Origin of the sequence: Falsiroseomonas sp. E2-1-a20 (assembly GCF_051433195.1) — a bacterium.
Classification (GTDB): domain Bacteria; phylum Pseudomonadota; class Alphaproteobacteria; order Acetobacterales; family Acetobacteraceae; genus Falsiroseomonas.
Genome location: NZ_JBHMFT010000011.1, coordinates 42506 through 62835 on the forward strand (window position 1 = coordinate 42506; position 20330 = coordinate 62835).

Sequence of the window (20330 nt, forward strand, 5' to 3'; positions counted from 1 at the left end):
CTGAGCCTATGGCCCCCAAAGGGCCTTCGGATTGGAGGCGACACCCCCCGCCGCGCTTTCCTGCCCCCTGCAACGACAGGCGGAGCAGGCAGCGATGAGCGACAAGGACAAGCGGTGCAACGGCTGGGACCTCGACATGGTCATGCCGGAACTGCCCGCCCAGGGCCGCTGGCGCGGCGGCCCGATGACCCGGCGGCTGCGCGCCGGCCCGGAAACCCTGGTCTGGCACCCCGGCGAAGGCGACCGCACCATCGCGCTGGGCGATGGCGTGGCGACCCTGCGGCTGGAGGATACCGACCTGACCCTGGCGCAGATCCACGCCGCGATCGAGGCCGACCCCGCCGGCGCCGCGCCGCGTCTCGGCCTGGGCGAGATCGTCACCCAGGGCGTCAGCGGCCGCCTGCGCCTCGGCGCCGAGACCCTCCGCTTCGAAGGCCTCGCCCGCATCGTCATCGGCGGCTTCAGCCCCTACCCCGCGCGCCGACCGGAGTGAGACAGGCAGGCGGCCAGCCGGGCGGGACGGCCCGCCGCCACCACCACGATCGCCCATTGCCGGAACCGTCGCCCCAGCACGCGGAGCCGGCGCGGATCGCCGCGCAGCAGCAGATGATGCTCCGCCCACCCCGCACCGCGTCCGAAGCCCTCGGCCAGCACCCGCCCGCGCGCCGCCTGCCGCAGCCGGTCCTGCGTCCGCAGGTTCCAGCCCTCCGGCATCCGCCGGCTGCGCGGGTTCCAGGCGGTGACGAAACCCGCCTGCCGCACGCCATGCCGCGCCAGCAGCGCATCCATGGCGGCACTGCGCCGCCCGATCCGCACCGCCACGCCGGGAACCTCGTAGCGGGTGCGCAGGAAGGCGCCAATCGGCGGCGTCATGCCAGGTGCAGCAGCAGCCCCTTGAGGTAGGCGCTCTCGGGCAGCGCCGGATGCACCGGATGGTCCGGCCCGGCGCCGACACTGGCCAGGATGCGGCACTCCCGCCGGGCCTTGTGCACGCCCCAGGCCACCGCCTCCGCGAAGTCGCCGGGTGCCACGTGATGCGAGCAGGAGGCGATGAACAGGATGCCGTCCGGCGCCACCAGCCCCGCCGCCAGCCGCGCCAGCTTTGCATAGCCGCGCAGCGCCGCCGGCTGGTCCTTCCGCGTCTTGGCGAAGGCCGGCGGGTCCGCCACCACCACCTCGAAGCGCCGCCCGCTGGCGGTCATGCGTTCCAGTTGCTCCAGCGCCTCCGCCTTCAGCGGCACCACGCGGTCCGCGAAGCCGGCCAGCCGGGCGCCCTGCATCGCCAGGTCCAGCGCATGCTCGCTGCGGTCCAGCAGCGTCACCTCCCGTGCGCCGGCCGCCGCCGCGGCCAGGCCGAAGCCGCCGGTGTGGCAGAAGGCGTCCAGCATGGACCGCCCCGGACACAGCCGCGCCACCATCGCCCGGTTGGCGCGCTGGTCGAAGAACCACCCGGTCTTCTGCCCGCCGAGCAGGTCCACCGGGAAGCGCAGCCCGGCTTCCTCCACCGTCGCGGTGCCATCGCCATGCAGGGCCGTGACGGATTCGGCCAGCCCCTCCAGCTTGCGCACGGCGCTGTCGTTGCGGGCGATGACCAGGCGCGGCGCGAACAAGGCGTGCAGCGCCTCCAGGATCAGGGGCGTCGCCGCCTCCATCCCCGCGGTATTCGCCTGGATCGCCACCGCATCGCCGTAGCGGTCGATGATCAGGCCGGGCAGGCCATCGGCCTCGGCATGCACCAGGCGGTAATGCGGCGTGTCGAACAGCCTCTCCCGCAGCGCCAGGCAGGCACCGAGCCGCGCCCGGAACCAGCCGGCATCGATCGGCGCCTCCGGGTCAGCATCCAGCCGTCGCGCCGCGATCAGGCTGTGCGGGTTGAAGTGCCAGGCGCCGTGCCGCACGCCGTCATCGCCCTCCAGCCGCACCACGCTGCCGGGCGGCAGGGCACGCAGCGCCGGGGTCATGGCGATCTCGTTGGAGAAGGCCCAGGGGTGGCCGGCCTTGACGCGACGGTCGGCCCCGGGGGCGAGGCGGATCTGGGTATGCATGGCACGCCTATGCCCCGATCAGCCGCGCACCGCCAGCACGACCCCCGAAACGGTCAGCGACAGCGCCACCACCTCCCGCACCCCCAGCGCCTCGCCGAGGAAGATCGCCGCCGCCGCCACCCCCACCACCGGCGTCAGCAGCGTGCCGGCCGAGGCCGCCGCCGCCGGCAGCCGCCGCAGCGCCGCGAACCAGGCGAGGTAGCACAGCCCGAGCGGCCCGATGCCCGCATAGGCCATCAGCGCCCAGGCCTGCGGCGACAGCGCTGTGAAGTCCGGCGCCTCGAACAGCAGCGCGCCGAGCAGCAGCGGCACGCAGCCCAGGCTGAGCTGCCAGGCCGCCCCGGCATTCGGCGGCAGCGCCAGCGGCCAGCGCTTGGTCACCACGGTCCCGAGCGAGAACAGCACCGCCGCCGCCAGCGCCACCGCGACGCCCGGCAGCTTCGCCACCCCGACCTCCACCCCCGACCCCAGCACCAGCACCGACAGCCCGCCGAGCCCCAGCACCAGCGCCAGCACCCGCCGCAGCCCCGGCGGCTCGCCCAGGATGATCCAGGCGAAGATCGAGGCCCAGACCGGCATGGTGTAGCAGACGATGGTCGCCTCCCCCGCCGCCAGCCACAGCAGCGAGAATGCCGCCAGCCCCATCCAGGCCGAGACGTTGAGGAAGGACACCACCACCAGCCGCGGCCACAGCGCGCGCGGCACCACCAGCGATTCGCGCCGCGCCAGGGCGATGCCGAACAGCAGCGCGATGCCGAGCGCGCCGCAGGCGGTGCGCATGCTGAGCACCGGGATCTCGGCCAGCAGCAGCTTCATCGCCGGCCAGTTCAAGCCCCAGCCGAACACCGTCACCAGCAGCAGCAGCAGGCCGCGCGGGTCGAGGCGTGCGGGGCTGCTTCTACCTGATCCCATGCCGCACGCCCTGCGCCCGCCGCAGGCGGGTGAGCGCCCGGATGGGCGCCGCGACACCTGTCGCGAAGCCAAGGAAACCGGAGGTTTCCGCCTGGCGTCTGAAGGCCAAGCTATGGCTCAAGTCAGAAAGTCCGGCTCCTCCTTCGCCAGGCGGCGCTTGATGCTCTCCAGGTGCAGCACCGCGCTCTCGCCGTCGCCTTCGCGCATCTGCTCATAGGTCTTGCGGGCCAACTCCGGCGGCACCGGCTTCAGCGTGCGGCCGGTGGACAGCGCGAGCCGCTGCGCCTCCGCCGCGCGCTCCAGGTAGTACAGATCGTCCCAGGCGGCGGCGGCGCTGGGGCCCACCACCATCACGCCGTGGTTCTTCATGAAGACGATGTCGGCCTCGCCGATGCTGGCCGCGATGCGGTCGCCCTCGCGCTCGTCCAGTGCGAGCCCGTTGTACTCCTCGTCCACCACCGTGCGGCCGTAGAACTTCAGCGCGGACTGCCCGGCCCAGGCCAGCGGCGGGCCTTCCAGCATGGCGAGTGCCGTCGCATTCGGCATGTGGGTGTGGAAGGCGGCACGCGCGCGCGGGACGTTCTTGTGGACGCGGGCATGGATGTAGAAGGCCGTCGCCTCCGGCACCCCCTCCCCCGCCACGACATTGCCGGCGAAGTCGCAGACCAGCAGGCGCGACGCGGTGATTTCCGCGAAGGCCCAGCCATAGGGGTTCACCAGGAACAGGTCGTCCCGGCCCGGCACCACGAGCGAGAAGTGGTTGCAGATGCCCTCATGCATCCCGAGCCGCGCCGCCATGCGGAAGCAGGCCGCGAGGTCGACGCGGGCCTGGCGCACCGCATCGGCGTCGAGCTCCGAATTGCGCAGGATGGCGGGGGCGGCGTTCAGCGCATGGGCCATGGCGGGCGTCCTCGATGTTCCCGCGATGATTCGCAGGACACCCCGCCCGCCGCAAGCACCGCATCTGGCCAAATGTCCCGATCCGGCGCAGATCGAAGCGGCAAAGACGGGGGCTCGGCCGATGAGCGGCACCAACCAGCGGATCGACGGCAAGCGGCTGTGGGACAGCCTGATGGCCATGGCCCGGCACGGCGCGACGCCCAAGGGCGGCGTCCGCCGCCTGACGCTGACCGACATCGACCGCGCCGCCCGCGACGATTTCCGCACCCAGTGCGAGGCGCTCGGCCTGACGGTGCGGGTCGATGCCATCGGCAACATGTTCGCCCGCCGCGCCGGCCGCGACCCGTCCCGCCTGCCGGTGCTGTTCGGCAGCCACCTGGACAGCCAGCCCTCCGGCGGCAAGTACGATGGCGCGCTGGGCGTGATGGCGGGGATGGAGGTGATGCGCACCCTGCACGACCTCAACATCACCACCGAGGCGCCGCTGGAGCTGGTGAACTGGACCGACGAGGAAGGCAGCCGCTTCGGCTATTCCCTGATGGGCAGCGGCACCTGGGCCGGAATCTACCCGCTGGCGCAATCCTACGCGCTCCGCGACATCGAGGGTGTCTCGGTGGAACAGGCGCTGGATGCCATCGGCTACCGCGGCGCCGAACCCGCCGAGCCCTTCCCCGCCGACTCCTACTTCGAGCTGCATATCGAGCAGGGCCCGATCCTGGAACGGGAGGGCCGTCAGATCGGCATCGTCACCGGCGCGCAGGCGCAAATCTGGTGGGATGCCCGCATCACCGGCCAGGACAGCCACGCCGGCACCACCCCACCCTCCACCCGCCGCGACGCCCTGGTCGCCGCCGCCCGAATCATCGAGCTGGTGGACCAACGGATGCGGGAGGCCGGGGAGGATGGCCGCGGCACCGTCGGCTTCCTGCACGTGCTGCCGAACAGCCGCAACGTGATCCCCGGCGAGGTCTCCTTCAGCATCGAGTTCCGCCACCCCGACAGCGCCCGCATCGCCTGGCTGGCCGAGACCTTCCCGGCCGAGGCGACAGCCCTGGTCGCCGCCACCGGCTGCACGCTGGAGCTGACCGAACTTCTCCGCTTCGCCGCCCAACCCTTTGATCCGGAATGCGTCGCCCTGGTCGAACAAGCCGCCACACGTCTCGGGTATCCATCCCGGAAAATGGTCTCCGGCGCCGGCCACGATGCCGTCTACGTCGCCCGGCGCATGCCGGCCGCGATGATCTTCACCCCCTGCAAGGACGGCCTCAGCCACAACGAGGCCGAGAGCATCGAGCCGGCCGAGGCCGAGGCCGGCTGCCAGGTGCTGTTCGAGGCCGTGGTCGCCCGCGCCAACCGCAGCACGTAGATCGCGTTGCAACTTTCGCGGCACCGGGGCGCTTCCGGGGAGGTCCCTGCCAGCCTCGCCATTGGAGCGCCCGCGCATCATGAACCCATCCCTCTGGCCGCGCCCCGCGCAGGTCGCCTCCGCCCTGCTGCTGCTTCTGGCCCTCATCGGCTGGATCACCGTCATCACCCTGAACGGCGACGTGCGCGAGGCGCGGGAGCAGGCGACTCAGGTCGCGACCGAGCGTTCGCAGTTGCAGAACACGCTCGACGCCGAACGGGCCGCCAGCGGCGCCCTGCCCGCCATCGAGGCGCGCGCCCAGCAGGCCGAGCAGGCCCTCGCCCAGGCCGAGGCGCGCGCCCGCGACCTCACCGCCCAGGCGAACGAGGCCGAGCAGCGCCTCGCCGCCCTGCGCCAGCAGTCCGAGACCGGCGCGCAGGCACAGCGGGAGGCCGAACAGGCGGTGCAGACCGCGACCGAGGCCCGTGGTGCCGCCGAGGCCGAGACGGAGCGGCTGCGCGCCCGGGGCGCCGAGTTGACCGACCAGGTGGCCCAGGCCGAGGCGCGCCTCGGCGAACTCACACGGTCCGTGCAGGAGGCCGAGGCCGAGCAGGCCCGCGCCGCCGAGACCCGTGATTCCACCGCCGACGCCGTGCGCAGCCTGCAGGCCCGCGCCTCCGAGCTGACGGCCGGTGTCCAGGCCGCCGAGCAGCGCCTCGCCGCGCTGTCGACCGAAACCGGCCAGGTGCAGGAGGCGCTGACCACGCGCGCCGCCGAACTGGCCGGCACCGACCAGCGCCTGCGTGGCCTGCGCGACCAGGCCGCGCTGCTGGAGACCGACCTCTCCGCCCGCCGCGCCGCGCTGGCCGAGGTGCAGACCCAGCTCGAGCGCGCGACCCAGGGCGCCGAGCAGGCCGCCACCCGCCTGACCGGCACGCAGTCCGAGATCGCGGGCGCGACGCGCGAGGCCGGCGAATTGCAGCAGCGCCTGGCCGCGCTGCGCAACGAGGCCGCCGCCGCCGAGACGCAGCGCGACGCGCGCCGCCAGGAGGCGGAGCGCGCCCAGGCCGAGGCCGCCCGCCTCGCCCAGGCGCGCGACGCCGCCGCCCGCGACGCGCAGCAGGCCGAGACGCGCCTGGCCGACCTCACCGCCCGCGCCGAGGCGGCCGACCAGCGCCTGTCCGGCCTGACCCGCAACCTCGAGAGCCAGGAATCCCGCCTGACCGAACTGCGCCAGTCCGTCGACCAGGCCGGCGAGCAGCTTCAGGAGCGCCAGCGCGCCGCCGCCGAGGCCGCCCGCCAGGTCCAGGCGCTCAGCGAGCAGTCGCGCCAGGCTGAGGCGACCCTGTCCCGCCTGCGGCAGAACGTGCAGGAGGCCGAGACCCGCCTTCGCGCCGCCCAGCCGCCGCTGACCGGCGGTGCGAATACCGCGCCCGCGACCCCGGATGCCGGGCAGCAGGGCGGCGGCAGCCCGGCGCCGAACTGAGGCGCGCGGGCGCCCCGGCCCGTCAGGCGACCAGCCGCGCCACCAGCGCGGCCACGCCGGCCGCCGCGGCACCGATACCCAGCACGCGCAGCGCCTGCCCCGCCGGCGGCAGGCCATCGCCGCGGGCGCGGAGCCAGCCCAGCCCGACCAGGCCCATCCCCGCCACCAGGCAGGACCAGCCGGTCGCGCTGCCGGGCGCCACCACATAGGGCAGCAGCGGCAGGATGCCCGCGCCGCCTTGCGCCAGGGCGCGAACCAGCGCCGCACGGCCGGTGCGGGCGGTATCGGGCTCCGACAGGTCCAGCTCGAAGCGCATCATGAAGTCGACCCAGCGCCGCCTATCCGCCGCCACCGCCTCCACTGCCTGGCGCAGCACATCGCCGCGCACGCCGTAGCGGTGCAGGATCGCCGCCACCTCCCACTTCTCGCGCTCGGGATAGAGGTGACTTTCCTCCTCCTCCCGCAGCCGCTCCGCCGCATAAAGCGCCGCCTCGGCCCGCACCGCGCGCACGCGTTCCAGCGCGCCGGCGACACTGAAGGCCGCCAGGCTCGCCAGGCCGCCGGCCAGGACCGCCGGCGTGGCCATCCCGGCGAGCGACAGGGCCGCGGCGACCGCGGTGCCCGGCACCAGGCCCTCCGCCGCGCCGGCCACCACCTGCCGCATGGTCTCCCCGGCGGCGAAGTGGCGCTCCTCATGCGGCGGGCCGGGGGGCATGGGCGGCAGGCCGTCGCGGGTCGGCTCGGCGAGGGTGGCGGTTGGCATGGCCGGAGACTACCGCCGCGCCCGGCCCCGAGTCACGCCCCACGCGCACCGCAAGGTGTTGGGATTGCTGCACAATCTGGAATGCGACGCATCCTCAACCCGGGCGATGCCCGCCCCGCCGCCGCCGCCCGGGTTGTCGCGTGACCGAGGCGCCTCTATAGGCTCGCGCTTGCGGAGAACTGCCTTGGCCACGACGGAACCCGATACCCAACCCCGCGCGGAGCCCACGCCCGCCCAGGCCGCGCAAGCCCTGCTGCTGGCACGGCCCGCCAGCGAGGAACGCCGCATGGCCGATGCCATCCGGGCACTCGCGATCGATGCGGTGGAGCAGGCGAAGTCCGGCCACCCCGGCATGCCGATGGGCATGGCCGATGTCGCCACCGTGCTGTTCACCCGCTTCCTGAAATACGATGCCGCCGACCCGCGCTGGCACGACCGCGACCGCTTCGTGCTGTCCGCCGGCCACGGCTCCATGCTGCTCTATGCCCTGCTGCACCTGACCGGCGCCGGCATGGGCATCGAGGACATCAGGAATTTCCGGCAATTGCACTCCCCCGCCGCCGGGCACCCCGAATACGGCGAGCATCCGGGCATCGAGACCACCACCGGCCCGCTCGGCCAGGGCCTCGCCACCGCCGTCGGCATGGCCTTGGCGGAACGCATGCTGGCGGCGCGCTTCGGCAAGTCCCTGGTCGACCACCGCACCTGGGTCATCGCCTCCGACGGCGACCTGATGGAGGGCATCAGCCACGAGGCGGCGTCCTTCGCCGGCCACATGCAGCTCGACCGGCTATGTGTGCTGTACGACGACAACAACATCTCGATCGATGGCGACACCTCCATCTCGCTGTCGGACGACGCGCTGCGCCGCTTCCAGGCCTATGGCTGGGCGACCCGCCGCGTCGATGGCCACGACCACGAACAGGTCGCCGCCGCGATCGCCTGGGCGACACGCAACCGCAAGCCGACGCTGATCGCCTGCCGCACCATCATCGGCTTCGCCGCGCCGACCAAGGCCGGCACCGCCGCCAGCCACGGCGCCCCGCTCGGCGCCCAGGAAGCCGCCGCCGCCAAGGCCGCGATGGGCTGGAACCACGGGCCGTTCGAGGTGCCGGACGGGCTGAAGGCGCGCTGGGAAGACGCCGGCCGCCGCGGCGCCGGCACCCGCCGATCCTGGCTCAAGCGCCTGGCGAACCACGCGCAGAAGGATGAGTTCGACCGCGCCATGGCCGGCCGCCTGCCGGAAGCCTGGCACGAGCCGCTCGCCGCGCTCCGCGCCAAGCACGCCGAGGACCGCCCGAAGATCGCCACCCGCATCGCCAGCCAGCGCGCCCTGGAAGCGCTGGTGCCGGCGGTGCCGGAGATGGTCGGCGGCTCGGCCGACCTGACGGGTTCCAACAACACCAACGTCAAGGGCATCCCGGCCGTCTCCCCCGGCAACTACGCCGGCCGCTACATCCACTACGGCGTGCGGGAGCACGGCATGGCGGCGGCGATGAACGGCATGGCGCTGCATGGCGGCATCATCCCCTATTCCGGCACCTTCCTGGTCTTCGCCGACTACCTGCGCCCGGCGCTGCGCCTGGCCGCCCTGATGCGCCAGCGCGTCATCCACGTGCTGACGCATGACAGCATCGGCCTGGGCGAGGATGGCCCGACACACCAGCCGGTCGAAACCCTCGCCTCGCTCCGCGTCATCCCGAACCTCGCGGTGTTCCGCCCGGCGGATGCGATGGAAACGGCGGAATGCTGGGAACTGGCGGTGAAGCGCGCCGATGGTCCCTCCGTCCTCGCCCTGTCGCGGCAGAACCTGCCGGCGCTGCGGTTCGACCATGGCGAGAACCGCTGCGCCCGCGGCGGCTACGTGCTCGCGGAACCCTCCGGCACCCGCCGCGCTACGCTGATTGCCACCGGCTCCGAAGTGCACCTGGCCATCGCGGCGCGCGCGCTGCTGGAGGCCGAGGGCATCCCGACCGCGGTGGTGTCGCTGCCGAGCTGGGAGCTGTTCGCGCTGCAGGACGAAAGCTACCGCGCCCAGGTCCTGGGCGACGTGCTGCGCGTCGGCATCGAGGCGGCACTGCCCTTCGGCTGGGACCGCTGGCTCGGGCCGGAGGGCATCTTCATCGGCATGCAGGGCTTCGGCGCCAGCGCGCCGGCGGATGAGCTGTACCGGCATTTCGGCATCACGGCAGAGGCGACGGTCGCCGCCGTGAAGAAGCGTTTGGGTTGAACACTCCGAAGGGGATTGGACGAAAATGGCTGTGAAGGTCGCCATCAACGGCTTCGGGCGCATCGGGCGCCTGGTGCTGCGGGCCATGATCGAGAGCAACCGCACCGACGTGGAATGCGTCGCGATCAACGACCTCGGCAGCGTCGAAGCGAACGCCCACCTGTTCCGCTACGACAGCGTCCACGGCCGCTTCCCCGGTGAGGTCGCGGTGGACGGCAACAAGCTGCTGATCACGGCCAATGGCCGCAGCTACGCGCCGATCGTCGTCAGCAGCGAGCGTGACCCGACCAAGGTGCCGTTCCAGGGCGTCGACGTCGCCATGGAATGCACCGGCATCTTCACGGCGAAGGACAAGGCCTCCGCCCTGATCACCGCCGGCGCGCGCAAGGTGCTGATCTCGGCGCCGGGCGAGAACGCCGATGCCACCATCGTCTATGGCGTGAACCACCAGGTGCTGACGAAGGAGATGACGGTCGTCTCCAACGCCTCCTGCACCACCAACTGCCTGGCGCCGATCGCCAAGGTGCTGCACGACAATTTCGGCATCGTGCGCGGCTACATGGTCACCATCCACGCCTATACCGGCGACCAGAACACCGTCGACACGCTGCACAAGGACCTGCACCGCGCCCGCGCCGCCGCGGTCTCCGCCATCCCGACCAGCACCGGCGCCGCCAAGGCCGTGGGCCTGGTGATGCCGGAGCTGAAGGGCAAGCTGGACGGCACCGCCATCCGCATCCCGACGCCCAACGTCTCCCTCGTCTCGCTCGACTTCGTGCCGGGCAAGGTTGGGCTGACGAAGGAGGAGATCAACGCGGTGATGAAGGCGGCCTCCGAATCCGGGCCGCTGAAGGGCATCCTCGGCTACAACACCGCGCCGCTGGTCAGCATCGACTTCAACCACGACCCGCACAGCTCCACCTTCGATGCGACGCAAACGCAGGTGGTGGATGGCGCGCTGGTGCGCGTGATGTCCTGGTACGACAACGAGTGGGGCTTCTCCAACCGCATGAGCGACACCGCCGCCCTGTTCGGCAGCCTCTGACGCCTGAGCCCTCTCCCCCTTCTCAGGGGGAGAGGGTTGGGTGAGGGGGTTCGCGCCCCCTCAGAACAACCGCAGCCGCGTCCGCGAAAACTCGAACCCCTGCCCCGCCGCATTGGCACATCGCAGCATCGCCTGCGTCGCCGTGCCGGTCAGCCCCGGCCCCTGCCAGGCGGTCCCATAGGGCAGCCTGCGCGCACCTCGGTTCACCACCGTATCCCCGCCGCACAGCAGCCGCGCAGCCCCCGTCGGCCCGACAGCCACCGAATGGCCCCAGTCGAATTCGCAGTCGCGCGGCTTGGGCGGCGGCGCGTAGCTGTAGTTCACGATGTCGCAGCGGATGGCGCCTTCCTCCATCTCGCAGAAGATGTTCCCGGACGGCAACTGGAAGCCCTACTGCGCCGATGCTACGATCGGCAGGCAGACCAGGGCCGCGACAAGCCAGCGCATCGCTTCGTTTCCTCCCGGCCGCCATCCCGAATCAGGAGTGCCTCCTCGATGCCGTTCCGCACCATCGACTCGCTGGACGCCCATGGCAAGCGCGTGCTGCTGCGCGCCGACCTGAACGTGCCGGTCCGCGATGGCCGCATCACCGACCGCACGCGGATCGAACGCCTGGCGCCGACCATCCGCGAGCTGGCGGACAAGGGCGCGCGCGTCATCGTCTGCAGCCATTTCGACCGGCCGAAGGGAAAGGTGGTTCCGGAAATGTCGCTGGCCCCGATGGCGGAGGCGCTGTCCGCCGCCCTCGGCCGCCCCGTCGCCTTCGCCGCGGACTGCATCGGCCCGGTCGCCGAACAGGCCGCAGCCGCGCTGGCGGAGGGCGAGGTGCTGCTGCTGGAGAACACCCGCTTCCACGCCGGCGAGGAAAAGAACGACCCAGCCATGGCCGCCGCCCTTGCGAAGCTGGCCGAGGTGTTCGTGAACGATGCCTTCTCCGCCGCCCACCGCGCCCATGCCAGCACGGAGGGCGTCGCCCACCTGCTGCCCGCTTATGCCGGCCGCCTGATGCAGGCGGAGCTCGAGGCGCTGGACGCGGCACTTGGCAATCCGGCCCGACCGGTCGTCGCCATCGTCGGCGGCGCCAAGATCTCCACCAAGCTCGAACTGCTCGGCAACCTCACCCGCCGGGTCAACGTGCTGGTCATCGGCGGTGCCATGGCCAACACCTTCCTCGCCGCCCAGGGCCACGCCATGGGCAAGTCGTTGCAGGAAGCCGAGATGCACGAGATGGCGCGCACCATCATGGCCGAGGCGCAGGCCGCCAATTGCGAGATCCTGCTGCCGGTGGACCTGGTTGTGGCCGGCGCCTTCGCCGCCAACGCACCGCACCGCACCGTGGCGATCGACCGGGTGCCCGAGGACATGATGGCCCTCGATGTCGGGCCAGAGACGGTGGACATCGTGGAAAACCGCCTGCGCCAGGCCTCCACCCTGGTCTGGAACGGCCCCTTCGGCGCCTTCGAGATCCCGCCCTTCGACACCGCCACCGTCGCCGTTGCGCAATCCGTCGCGGCGCTCACCGCCTCCTCCGGCCTGAAATCCATCGCCGGCGGCGGCGATACCGTCTCGGCCCTGCGCCATGCCGGGGTGATGGACCGCCTGACCTACGTGTCCTCGGCCGGCGGCGCCTTCCTGGAGTGGCTGGAGGGCAAGACGCTGCCGGGGGTGGCGGTGCTGAAGGCCTGATTCAGCTTTCGGCAACCTTCGTCCCGTTTCCACCAGAGGTTGCTGGAGTGTTAACGGCGCGGCGTCGCATCCTCCGGGCATGCGCACGCTCCGCCCGCTTCCGCCGAAATCCACCCAGCGGTTTACGCATCCTTCAGACCTGCGGTTCATGGTCGTCCGCATGATCGCCATGAACTCCCTGGCCGCCTTCACGGCGGAAGTCTCCCGGACGCAAGGGGCCGCGAAAACCCGCGGATCCAGCGCCTCCCCCCAACCGCTGCAGCCGCTGCCGGCGCCGCAGCAACGCACCCTGGACACGATGCCCGCGATGCCCGGCGGCCCGGTGCCACGCGGGTCGCTGCTCGACCTGCGTGTCTGATCGGGCACATCAGGAAAGCCTCCTGACGGCGTGATAAGCTTTGCCTTGCGGTCCGCGCCCTCCGGTTGCACCTTCGCCCCATGTCCTCCGACACCACCGACAGCACCCGCTTCGTCCGGCGCATTCCCGAAGGCGAAGACCGGGAAAGGCTGACCTGCAACGATTGCGGGTTCATCGCCTACGAGAACCCGAAGATCGTCGTCGGCTCCGTCGTCGACGTCGCGGGCCAGGTCCTGCTGTGCCGCCGCGCCATCGAACCCCGCCGCGGCTTCTGGACCATCCCTGCCGGCTACATGGAACTCGGCGAGACGGTGGAGGAAGGTGCGGTGCGGGAAGCGCGGGAGGAAGCCTGCGCCGACCTCGCGCTGGATGGCGTGCTGGCGATCTATTCCATCGCCCGCATCGGCCAGGTGCAGATCCTGTTCCGCGCCCGCCTCGCCAGCCCCGGCTTCGCCGCCGGGCCCGAGAGCCTGGAGGTCCGGCTGTTCGACTGGGCCGACATCCCCTGGGACGACCTCGCCTTCCCCTCCGTCCACTGGGTGCTGCGGGCCTGGCGGGAGGCCGGGCCGGGCCCGCTCGGCGCCCCGCGTGGCAACCCGCCCGTGGACCGGCGCGGAACCACCCCGCTGGAGGCCGCGCTGTGAGACGCCCGATCACGCTCGCCGCATCGCTGATGCTCATCGCCGGTGGCGCCATCGCCGAACCGGCACGGGCCGCCACCGCGGATGCGCCGACCGCGGTGGCGCCGGAGCAAACGGCGGTGGAGCGCCCCGTCTCCGCCCGCAGGCGCGCCCGCACCCAGCAACCGCTGCCCGAGCCCCCGCCACCCGCCCCACCCCTGCCCGGCACGCAGGCCGCGGTGCCCAGCCTGTGGGGCGAACCCGCGCCGATCCCGAACCGGAGCATCGAGGCGCCGCGCGACATCTTCGCCGGCCCGCCGCGCGCGACGCTGGAGCCGGTCATCATCGATGAGCGGGAGCAATACCGCGGCTTCACCTTCGGCCGCGAACACCTCTCCAGCCGTCAGGAGATCCTGGGCAAGGACCTCGCGCCCGGCGCCCGCATCCGGATCCCGCTGGAGTAGCCGCCGGTTCAATGCACCGGTTCAGCGCATCGGGATCGGGTACATCAGCCCGCCGCGGTCCCACAGCGCATTCAACCCGCGCGGCACGCCGAGCACGGAGCCCTGCCCCAGGTTCCGCTCATACACCTCGGCATAGTTGCCGACCTGGCTGAGCACCCGGAACCCCCAGTCATCCGAAAGACCCAGCGGCGCGCCGAGCCCCGGCTCCGCGCCGAGGATCCGGCGGACCAGCGCCGAGGGATCGGCCCGCCGCGCCGTGGCCGTGGCCGCGGTGATGCCGCGCGCCTCGCCTTCCAGCATCACGTTCACCACCCAGAACACCAGGCTGCGCCAATTCGGATCACCGTCGCGCACCAGCGGGCCGAGCGGCTCCCGGCTGATGATGTCGGGCAGCAGCACATGCGCGGACGGGTTGGCCGTGCCGGTCTGCCGCAGCACCACCAGGCTCGAAAGGTCGGCGCTCACCGCGTCGCAGCGCCCCGCCGCATAGTCGTCCCGGATGCCGGCGAAGGCGGCGCTCGGCACCGGCGTGTAGGCAATCCCGATGCGCCGCGCGAAATCCGCCATCGCCGCCTCGTTGGAGGTGCCGGTGACGACGCAGACCCGCTTGCCCGCGAGCGCCCGCGCGTCGGCGGCACCCAGCGCGGCCGGCACCAGGAAGCCCTGGCCGTCGTAGAAATTCACCGCGGTCGGCGCCAGGCCGAGATCGGCGTCGCGCCCCATGGTCTGCGTCAGGTTGCGCGCCGCCAGGTCGATGCGGCCTTCCCGCAGCGCCGCCAGCGCGTCCGGCGTGGTCAGCGGCACGAAGCGCACCTTGCCGGCATCGCCGAGCGTGGCGGCGGCGACCGCGCGGCAGGTATCCGCATCCAGCCCGCGCCAGACGCCCTGCGCATCGGCCAGCGCAAAGCCGGTCAGCCCCTGGTTGGTGCCGCACAGCACCTCCCCGCGCGCCCGAACCGCGGCCAGCGTCGCCTGCGCATCAGCGGGCACCGGCGCCAGGGTGGCAAGGCCGGCCAGCAGCCCGAGCATCAGCCTGGTTCGCATCGCCCTGCTCCTCAGCGCAGCGGCAGAGGGAACATCAGCCCCCCGCGCTGCCAGTTGTCGTTCGGCCCGCGGTCGAGCCCGAAGGGGCTGCCGGCGCCGAGGTTGCGGTCGAACACCTCGGCGTAGGACCCGACCTGGGCCAGCAGCCGCTGCGACCAGTCGCCATCCAGGCCGATGGCGCGCCCCAGCCCCTCCTCCACCCCGATCAGCCGGCGCAGCGTCGGGTCGTTGGACTGCACCATGGACACCAGGTTGGCGCTGGTGACGCCGAACTCATCCGCCTCCAGCATCGCCTGCACCACCCAGAACACCACCTGCCGCAGCGCCTCCTCATCCTCCCGGACCAGCAGGCCGAGCGGCTCGCGGCTCAGCATCTCCCGCAGCACGACGTAGTTGGCCGGCGTGTCGAGCTCGGTGACCCGGCGGATCGCAAGCTGCGAGGCATCGGTGGAGGCCGCATCGCAGCGCCCGGCGACCAGCGCATCCAGCAGCGCCCGGCCACCGCCGGCCTCCACCACCGTCACGGTGATGCCGAGCCGTGCCGCCTCGCTCTCCACCACCTCCCGCCCGGTGGAGCCGGCGATGCCGGTGACGCAGACGCGCCGGCCATCGAGGTGGCGCGGGCTGGCGATGCCGGAACTGCGCGCCACCAGCAGCCCCTGGCCATCGAAGAAGGTCAGCCCGGCGAAGGCCACCGGCCGCCCGACCTCGCGGGAGTAGGTGAAGGTGGTGTTGCGGGCCAGCAGGTCGATCCGCCGCGCCTCCAGCGCCGAGAGGCCTTCCTCCGGCGTCTCGATCGGCACGAAGCGCACGCGGGCGGCATCGCCCAGCGCCGCGGCCGCCACGGCCCGGCAGAAATCCGCGTCGAAGCCGCGCATCACGCCCTGCGCATCCGGGGCGGAGAAGCCCGGCAGCGCGCCGTTGACGCCGCAGACCAGGGCGCCGCGCGCGCGGATCGCCCCCAGCGCATCCGGCGCCCGCTGCGCCAGCGCGGCCCCCGCGAGAAGCAGCGCGGCGAGCACCAAGGCGGCACCAAGAAGAAGGGATCGCATGCTCATGCCCTCAGCAGCCGGACGCGGCGAGGCGGCAGGTGACGCCCGGCACGGCGCGGCAGGCTTCCATCGCCTGCGCCTCGGCCTCCGCCACCGTGCCGCCGAGGCCGGGGAAATTGCGGTTCAGCACCACCGTGCTGAGGTCGCTCGTCATCACCACGGCATTCGGATGCCGCGTCACGCCCTGCACCAGGGCGCCGCAGCGGTTGACGATCTCGCCGAGGAACTTGCAGGGGATGCGCCCGGCCATGTTCTGGCAGGCGCGCACCGCCGCGGTGTTGATCGCCAGGCGGTCCAGCGCGCCATTGCCGAAGCCATGGGCGGCCACCGGCACATCCGTCGCGTAGACCGCGCCGAAGCGGCTGCCCGCCGCGAGCGCCGTCGTGCCGCCCGCCAATTGCACGCCCATCCCGCTGCCCGGCTGGGCCGTGGCGGACGGCGCTGCGCCGACCGCCTGGAAACAGGGGCCGGAGGCGATGCCGCCCCCCACCGCCCCGCAGACGCTCAGGCCGAGGCGCGCGAAGCGCTGCGCCGGCAGCGCCATCCGGTACATCGACCCCTCGCGGCAGCGCGCATCCCAGTAGGCGGTGCGGCGATCGTCGAAGCCGGCGAAGTAGGTGACGATGATCGTCTGGCAGGTCGCGCCGCTGCCGGTGATGCTGCGCCCCAGCTCGGCGCGCCGCGTGGGTTCCTGCAGGGCGGAAAGCTGGTCGTGCAGCGGATTGCCGCTCTGCGCCCAGGCCGACAGCGGCGGGCCAAGCAGGATGGCCAGAATTGGCAGCAATCGGCGCATCGTCGGCCTTTCCTCTCCGGCTGGCGCGGGAGGGACCCGGGCGGTACGGAAGAAAGCATACGACCACGAATCGTTGCGACGAAGGCAAGATAATTGAACTTTAAGTTGATTTTGACAGCCCCTTTTCACCCCAATCCAGGGTTGACAACGCGGCGCAATTTTCTCCTCAGCCCTGCGGCAGCCCCACCAGGCCACGGGCAAAGTCCCGCGCCGTGAACGGCCGCAGGTCGGCCGCCTTTTCGCCGACGCCCACCATGTGCACCGGAATCCCGACCTCCGCCGCCAGCGCCACCACCACGCCGCCCTTGGCGCTGCCATCCAGCTTGGTCACCGCCAGGCCGGAGACATCCACCATCTCCTTGAAGATCTTCACCTGCTGGATCGCGTTCTGCCCCGTGGTCGCATCCAGCGTCAGCAGCACCGAATGCGGCGCCGTCGGGTCCATCTTGCGGATCACGCGGATGATCTTCCGCAGCTCCTCCATCAGCGCCGTCTTGTTGTGCAGCCGCCCCGCCGTGTCGATCAGCAGCAGGTCCATCCCCTCCGCCCGCGCCCGCGCCAGCGCGTCATGCGCGAGCCCCGCGGCATCGGCGCCCATCTTGGGCGAGGCGACGACGGCGCAGCCGGTCCGCTCGCCCCAGATCTGCAACTGCTCCACCGCCGCGGCGCGGAAGGTGTCGCCCGCCGCGAACATCACCTTGAGGCCCTGCCCGCGATACTGCTGGCCGAGCTTGGCGATGGTCGTGGTCTTGCCGGTGCCGTTCACGCCGACCACCAGCACGACATGCGGCGCATTCTCCCGCCGGATTTCCAGCGGCCGGGCCACCGGCGCCAGGATCTCCGCGATCGCCTCCGCCAGCGCGCCCTTCACCTCCTCGTCGGACACTTCCTTGCCGAAGCGGGTTTTCCGGAACCCCTCGACGATGCGCCGCGCCGCGGCGACGCCGAGGTCGGCCGCGATCAGCGTATCCTCCAGCTCCTCCAGCGCCGCATCGTCCAGCCGGCGCTTGCGGAACACGGTCGTCAGCGCATCCGTCAGCCGCGCGGTGGAGCGCGACAGGCCGGTCCTGAGGCGGGAGAACCAGCCGCCGGTGCTGGCGGGCTCTGCCTCCGGCTCGCTGCTCTCCAGCGCTTCGGCCAGCGCGGCGGCGTCACGGCTGGGCGGGGCCGGCTCCGGCTGCGTCGCCGCGGGCGCCGGCACCGGCGTGTCCGAGGGGCCGCTGAACGGCGGTGCGACCGGCGCGGTCGGTGGCAGGGGCGGCAGGGGCGACGCCGGCGGCGCGGCCGGCGCCTCGCGCGGCGGTACGGAGGGTGTCGGGGGCTGGGCCGGCGGTGGGGTCACCGGTGTCTGCGCCGGGGTCGCGGTCGCAGGGGTCTCGGTCGCCGGCGTCTCCCGCCCGCGCATCCGGTCCCACAAGGCCTTGAGCGCCATGGCTATGCTGCCTCCCCGATCAGGCCCTCGGTGTCGGCTGCCAGGATGCGCAGCGCCCGCAGGCTGCCGGGCACCGCCGCCTCGCCACCCGCCCGCGCATCCGCCAGCCGCACCGGGGCGAATTGTTCCGTATGGCCGCGCCCGCCACGCTCGAGCAGCACCGTTTCCACCCGGCCGACCCGGCTGGCGAACAGCCGCGCCGCCGCCGCCTGGCCGGCCTCGCGCAGCCGCGCCGCCCTCTCCCGCCGCAGCGGCACCGGCACCTGCGGCATCCGCGCCGCGGGCGTTGCCGGACGGGCGGAGAAGGGAAAGACGTGCAGGAAGCTCAGCCCCGCCTCCTCGACCAGTTCCAGCATGTCCGTGAACTGCGCCTCGGTTTCGGTCGGGAAGCCGGCAATCAGGTCGGCACCCAGCGCCATCTCCGGCCGCAGCGCGCGTGCCCGGCGCGCCAGGGCCAAGGTCTCCGCCCGGCCGTGCCGGCGCTTCATGCGCTTCAGGATCAGGTCGCTGCCATGTTGGAGGGACAGATGCAGGTGCGGCATCAGGCGCGGCTCCTCCGCGATCAGGCGCCACAGATCGGCATCGCCGCCCTCGGCACCAAGATGCGCCGGGTCGAGCGAGGACAGCCGCAGCCGCGGCAGCTCCGGCACCAGCGCCAGCAGCCGCCGCACCACCTGGCCCAGGCTCGGCCGGCCGGGCAGGTCCGGGCCGTAGCTGGCGATATCGACCCCGGTCAGCACCACCTCCCGGAACCCCTGCGCCACCAGCGCCCGCACCTGGTCCACCAGCAGCCCGAGCGGGACGGACCGGGAGGGGCCGCGACCGTAGGGGATGACGCAGAAGGTGCAGCGGTGGTCGCAGCCCTGCTGTACCTGCACCAGCGCCCGCGCCCGGTTCGCATTCTGCGTCACCGGCACCGCCAGGGCCGGCGGGGCCAGCATGATGTCGGCAACCGGCCCTTGCGGGGCACCGGGCACCCAGGCCTCGGGCCGCAGCTTGTCGGCATTGCCGATCACGCGCACCACGCCGGGCAGCCCCGCCCAGGCCTCGGGCGCGATCTGCGCCGCGCAGCCGGTGACGATGATGCGCGCGCCCGGGTCCTCCCGCGCCACCCTGCGGATCGCCTGGCGCGCCTGCGCCTCCGCCTCCCCGGTCACGGCACAGGTGTTGACGATGATCGCGCCGGAACCCAGGCCCACCGCCTCGGCCAGCCCGCGCATCGCGTCGGATTCATGCGCGTTCAGCCGGCAGCCGAAGGTCAGCGTCCGCACGCTCATGCGTGACGGCCCGAGGCGTCTCCGCGAAGCTCCAGCGTCCCGGTGAAGGCGGTGGCGACCGGCCCGGTCATCAGCACATGGCCGTCCTCGCGCCATTCCATCAGCAGGTCGCCGCCCGGCATGCTGACGGTGGCGCGCCGCCCCGTCAGCCCGCGGCGGTGCGCATTGACGATGGCCGCGCAGGCGCCGGAGCCGCAGGCCAGCGTCAGCCCCGCGCCACGTTCCCAGATCACCAGCCGCATATGCTCCGGCGACAGGATCTGCGCGAAGCCGATATTCGCCCGGTCCGGGAAGATCGGATCATGCTCCAGCGAGGGCCCGATCTCCGCCACCGGCACCAGGTCCAGGTCGCGGACGAAGAAGGTGGCGTGCGGGTTGCCCATGGAACACGCCGCCGGATCACCCACGGCGCCGTGCTGCAACGGCAGGTGCAGCGTATCCATCGCCCGCGCCAGCGGCACGTCCTGCCAGCCCAGCCGCGCCGGGCCCATATCGGCCCGCCACAGCCCGCCCGCCAGGCGCTCCACCGGCAGGTCGCCCGCGATGGTCCGCACCACCACCCGGTCCCGCCCGGCTTCGTCCGCCACCAGGGAGGCGATGCAGCGAGTCGCATTGCCGCAGGCCCCGGCCTCGGAGCCATCCGGGTTGCGGATGCGCATGAACACATCGGCGCCGTCGACGCCCGGCTCCATGACGATGAACTGGTCGCAGCCGACGCCGAAATGCCGGTCCGCGATGGCCGCGGCCTCGGCGGGGGCGATGGCGAGCGGCGTGGCACGGCCATCCAGCACGACGAAGTCGTTGCCCAGGCCATGCATCTTGCGGAAGGGGATGATCACCGGGTGGATATAGAGCGCCACCCCAGCCGGCGGAACCCG

Annotated in this window: 21 protein-coding genes; 9 read left to right on the forward strand and 12 right to left on the reverse strand. The window is 72.6% G+C overall.

All coding sequences use genetic code 11. From position 1 onward, the window contains the following. Nucleotides 1–94 precede the first annotated feature (94 nt). Nucleotides 95–493 (forward strand): hypothetical protein, encoded by a 399-nt coding sequence (locus ACFHPP_RS14795; RefSeq protein ID WP_437164015.1) that lies wholly within the window; start codon nucleotides 95–97, stop codon nucleotides 491–493. On the opposite strand, the gene ACFHPP_RS14800 is transcribed toward ACFHPP_RS14795, so the two are convergent. The 4 genes from ACFHPP_RS14800 to ACFHPP_RS14815 form a co-directional block, all read right to left on the reverse strand. Then, complete coding sequence (locus ACFHPP_RS14800; RefSeq protein ID WP_437164016.1) at nucleotides 469–873, reverse strand: DUF3293 domain-containing protein; 405 nt, start codon at nucleotides 871–873, stop codon at nucleotides 469–471. The genes ACFHPP_RS14795 and ACFHPP_RS14800 overlap by 25 nt on opposite strands. Next, entirely contained in the window at nucleotides 870–2045 is a 1176-nt protein-coding gene (locus ACFHPP_RS14805; RefSeq protein WP_437164017.1) for a class I SAM-dependent rRNA methyltransferase, read from the reverse strand. Before ACFHPP_RS14805 ends, ACFHPP_RS14800 begins: the two co-directional genes overlap by 4 nt. Before the next feature lie 18 nt (nucleotides 2046–2063). Beyond that, a complete protein-coding gene (locus ACFHPP_RS14810; protein WP_437164018.1) occupies nucleotides 2064–2957 on the reverse strand; it encodes a DMT family transporter in 894 nt (297 codons plus the stop codon). Nucleotides 2958–3074: 117 nt separating this feature from the next. Then, nucleotides 3075–3857: an aldolase gene (locus tag ACFHPP_RS14815; RefSeq protein WP_437164019.1), complete on the reverse strand. Its 783-nt coding sequence runs from the start codon at nucleotides 3855–3857 to the stop codon at nucleotides 3075–3077. A gap of 121 nt (nucleotides 3858–3978) precedes the next feature. On the opposite strand from ACFHPP_RS14815, the gene ACFHPP_RS14820 reads away from it, so the two are divergent. Together ACFHPP_RS14820 and ACFHPP_RS14825 are read left to right on the forward strand one after the other, a co-directional pair. Further along, complete coding sequence (locus ACFHPP_RS14820; RefSeq protein WP_437164020.1) at nucleotides 3979–5223, forward strand: Zn-dependent hydrolase; 1245 nt, start codon at nucleotides 3979–3981, stop codon at nucleotides 5221–5223. 79 nt (nucleotides 5224–5302) lie between these two features. Further along, entirely contained in the window at nucleotides 5303–6688 is a 1386-nt protein-coding gene (locus ACFHPP_RS14825) for a hypothetical protein (RefSeq protein WP_437164021.1), read from the forward strand. 22 nt (nucleotides 6689–6710) lie between these two features. On the opposite strand, the gene ACFHPP_RS14830 is transcribed toward ACFHPP_RS14825, so the two are convergent. Beyond that, nucleotides 6711–7451 (reverse strand): VIT1/CCC1 transporter family protein, encoded by a 741-nt coding sequence (locus tag ACFHPP_RS14830; protein ID WP_437164022.1) that lies wholly within the window; start codon nucleotides 7449–7451, stop codon nucleotides 6711–6713. A gap of 184 nt (nucleotides 7452–7635) precedes the next feature. On the opposite strand from ACFHPP_RS14830, the gene tkt reads away from it, so the two are divergent. Together tkt and gap are read left to right on the forward strand one after the other, a co-directional pair. Beyond that, nucleotides 7636–9681 carry a transketolase gene (gene tkt / locus ACFHPP_RS14835; RefSeq protein ID WP_437164023.1) on the forward strand — a complete coding sequence of 682 codons (2046 nt, stop codon included), beginning with the start codon at nucleotides 7636–7638 and terminating at the stop codon, nucleotides 9679–9681. Between the two features lie 25 nt (nucleotides 9682–9706). Continuing rightward, on the forward strand, nucleotides 9707–10726 hold the full coding sequence (gene gap / locus ACFHPP_RS14840) for a type I glyceraldehyde-3-phosphate dehydrogenase (RefSeq protein WP_437164024.1): 1020 nt from the start codon (nucleotides 9707–9709) through the stop codon (nucleotides 10724–10726). A gap of 60 nt (nucleotides 10727–10786) precedes the next feature. Here gap and ACFHPP_RS14845 read toward each other — a convergent pair whose 3' ends face one another. Then, the gene (locus ACFHPP_RS14845; RefSeq protein WP_437164025.1) at nucleotides 10787–11107 is read right to left on the reverse strand and encodes a DUF6636 domain-containing protein; all 321 of its coding nucleotides are present in this window, start codon (nucleotides 11105–11107) and stop codon (nucleotides 10787–10789) included. Between the two features lie 114 nt (nucleotides 11108–11221). Between ACFHPP_RS14845 and ACFHPP_RS14850 the strand changes: the two genes are divergently transcribed. The 4 genes from ACFHPP_RS14850 (at nucleotide 11222) to ACFHPP_RS14865 (ending at nucleotide 13854) form a co-directional block, all read left to right on the forward strand. After that, nucleotides 11222–12412, forward strand: coding sequence for a phosphoglycerate kinase (locus tag ACFHPP_RS14850; RefSeq protein ID WP_437164026.1), 1191 nt, complete (start codon nucleotides 11222–11224; stop codon nucleotides 12410–12412). A gap of 79 nt (nucleotides 12413–12491) precedes the next feature. After that, nucleotides 12492–12770, forward strand: a complete 279-nt coding sequence (locus ACFHPP_RS14855; protein ID WP_430667635.1) for a hypothetical protein — start codon at nucleotides 12492–12494, stop codon at nucleotides 12768–12770. Between the two features lie 80 nt (nucleotides 12771–12850). Next, nucleotides 12851–13414, forward strand: coding sequence for an NUDIX domain-containing protein (locus tag ACFHPP_RS14860; protein WP_437164027.1), 564 nt, complete (start codon nucleotides 12851–12853; stop codon nucleotides 13412–13414). Then, entirely contained in the window at nucleotides 13411–13854 is a 444-nt protein-coding gene (locus tag ACFHPP_RS14865) for a hypothetical protein (protein ID WP_437164028.1), read from the forward strand. The genes ACFHPP_RS14860 and ACFHPP_RS14865 overlap by 4 nt, the downstream gene beginning before the upstream one ends. Nucleotides 13855–13875: 21 nt before the next feature. On the opposite strand, the gene ACFHPP_RS14870 is transcribed toward ACFHPP_RS14865, so the two are convergent. From ACFHPP_RS14870 to dapF, 6 genes are all read right to left on the reverse strand, one after another. Further along, nucleotides 13876–14898, reverse strand: a complete 1023-nt coding sequence (locus ACFHPP_RS14870) for a transporter substrate-binding domain-containing protein (protein ID WP_437164029.1) — start codon at nucleotides 14896–14898, stop codon at nucleotides 13876–13878. An 11-nt stretch (nucleotides 14899–14909) separates the two neighbouring features. Beyond that, the gene (locus ACFHPP_RS14875; protein ID WP_437164030.1) at nucleotides 14910–15950 is read right to left on the reverse strand and encodes a transporter substrate-binding domain-containing protein; all 1041 of its coding nucleotides are present in this window, start codon (nucleotides 15948–15950) and stop codon (nucleotides 14910–14912) included. Nucleotides 15951–15960: 10 nt separating this feature from the next. Then, entirely contained in the window at nucleotides 15961–16743 is a 783-nt protein-coding gene (locus tag ACFHPP_RS14880; protein ID WP_437164031.1) for a hypothetical protein, read from the reverse strand. A gap of 166 nt (nucleotides 16744–16909) precedes the next feature. Further along, the gene (ftsY, locus tag ACFHPP_RS14885) at nucleotides 16910–17872 is read right to left on the reverse strand and encodes a signal recognition particle-docking protein FtsY (RefSeq protein WP_437164153.1); all 963 of its coding nucleotides are present in this window, start codon (nucleotides 17870–17872) and stop codon (nucleotides 16910–16912) included. 305 nt (nucleotides 17873–18177) lie between these two features. Continuing rightward, nucleotides 18178–19452: a tRNA (N(6)-L-threonylcarbamoyladenosine(37)-C(2))-methylthiotransferase MtaB gene (mtaB, locus tag ACFHPP_RS14890; protein ID WP_437164032.1), complete on the reverse strand. Its 1275-nt coding sequence runs from the start codon at nucleotides 19450–19452 to the stop codon at nucleotides 18178–18180. Next, nucleotides 19449–20291 (reverse strand): diaminopimelate epimerase, encoded by an 843-nt coding sequence (gene dapF, locus ACFHPP_RS14895; protein WP_437164154.1) that lies wholly within the window; start codon nucleotides 20289–20291, stop codon nucleotides 19449–19451. The genes mtaB and dapF overlap by 4 nt, the downstream gene beginning before the upstream one ends. Between the last annotated feature and the right edge of the window lie 39 nt (nucleotides 20292–20330).

What these genes read in the sequence shown, in the direction of transcription:
- ACFHPP_RS14870 (WP_437164029.1), bottom strand. Translation starts at nt 14,898, where the DNA reads ATGCGAACCAGGCTGATGCTCGGGCTGCTGGCCGGCCTTGCCACCCTG.
- ACFHPP_RS14820 (WP_437164020.1), top strand. Translation starts at nt 3,979, where the DNA reads ATGAGCGGCACCAACCAGCGGATCGACGGCAAGCGGCTGTGGGACAGC.
- ACFHPP_RS14860 (WP_437164027.1), top strand. Translation starts at nt 12,851, where the DNA reads ATGTCCTCCGACACCACCGACAGCACCCGCTTCGTCCGGCGCATTCCC.
- ACFHPP_RS14855 (WP_430667635.1), top strand. Translation starts at nt 12,492, where the DNA reads ATGCGCACGCTCCGCCCGCTTCCGCCGAAATCCACCCAGCGGTTTACG.
- ACFHPP_RS14880 (WP_437164031.1), bottom strand. Translation starts at nt 16,743, where the DNA reads ATGCGCCGATTGCTGCCAATTCTGGCCATCCTGCTTGGCCCGCCGCTG.
- ACFHPP_RS14805 (WP_437164017.1), bottom strand. Translation starts at nt 2,045, where the DNA reads ATGCATACCCAGATCCGCCTCGCCCCCGGGGCCGACCGTCGCGTCAAG.
- ACFHPP_RS14830 (WP_437164022.1), bottom strand. Translation starts at nt 7,451, where the DNA reads ATGCCAACCGCCACCCTCGCCGAGCCGACCCGCGACGGCCTGCCGCCC.
- ACFHPP_RS14815 (WP_437164019.1), bottom strand. Translation starts at nt 3,857, where the DNA reads ATGGCCCATGCGCTGAACGCCGCCCCCGCCATCCTGCGCAATTCGGAG.
- gap (WP_437164024.1), top strand. Translation starts at nt 9,707, where the DNA reads ATGGCTGTGAAGGTCGCCATCAACGGCTTCGGGCGCATCGGGCGCCTG.
- ACFHPP_RS14800 (WP_437164016.1), bottom strand. Translation starts at nt 873, where the DNA reads ATGACGCCGCCGATTGGCGCCTTCCTGCGCACCCGCTACGAGGTTCCC.
- ACFHPP_RS14875 (WP_437164030.1), bottom strand. Translation starts at nt 15,950, where the DNA reads ATGCGATCCCTTCTTCTTGGTGCCGCCTTGGTGCTCGCCGCGCTGCTT.
- ACFHPP_RS14825 (WP_437164021.1), top strand. Translation starts at nt 5,303, where the DNA reads ATGAACCCATCCCTCTGGCCGCGCCCCGCGCAGGTCGCCTCCGCCCTG.
- ACFHPP_RS14795 (WP_437164015.1), top strand. Translation starts at nt 95, where the DNA reads ATGAGCGACAAGGACAAGCGGTGCAACGGCTGGGACCTCGACATGGTC.
- ACFHPP_RS14810 (WP_437164018.1), bottom strand. Translation starts at nt 2,957, where the DNA reads ATGGGATCAGGTAGAAGCAGCCCCGCACGCCTCGACCCGCGCGGCCTG.
- ACFHPP_RS14850 (WP_437164026.1), top strand. Translation starts at nt 11,222, where the DNA reads ATGCCGTTCCGCACCATCGACTCGCTGGACGCCCATGGCAAGCGCGTG.
- mtaB (WP_437164032.1), bottom strand. Translation starts at nt 19,452, where the DNA reads ATGAGCGTGCGGACGCTGACCTTCGGCTGCCGGCTGAACGCGCATGAA.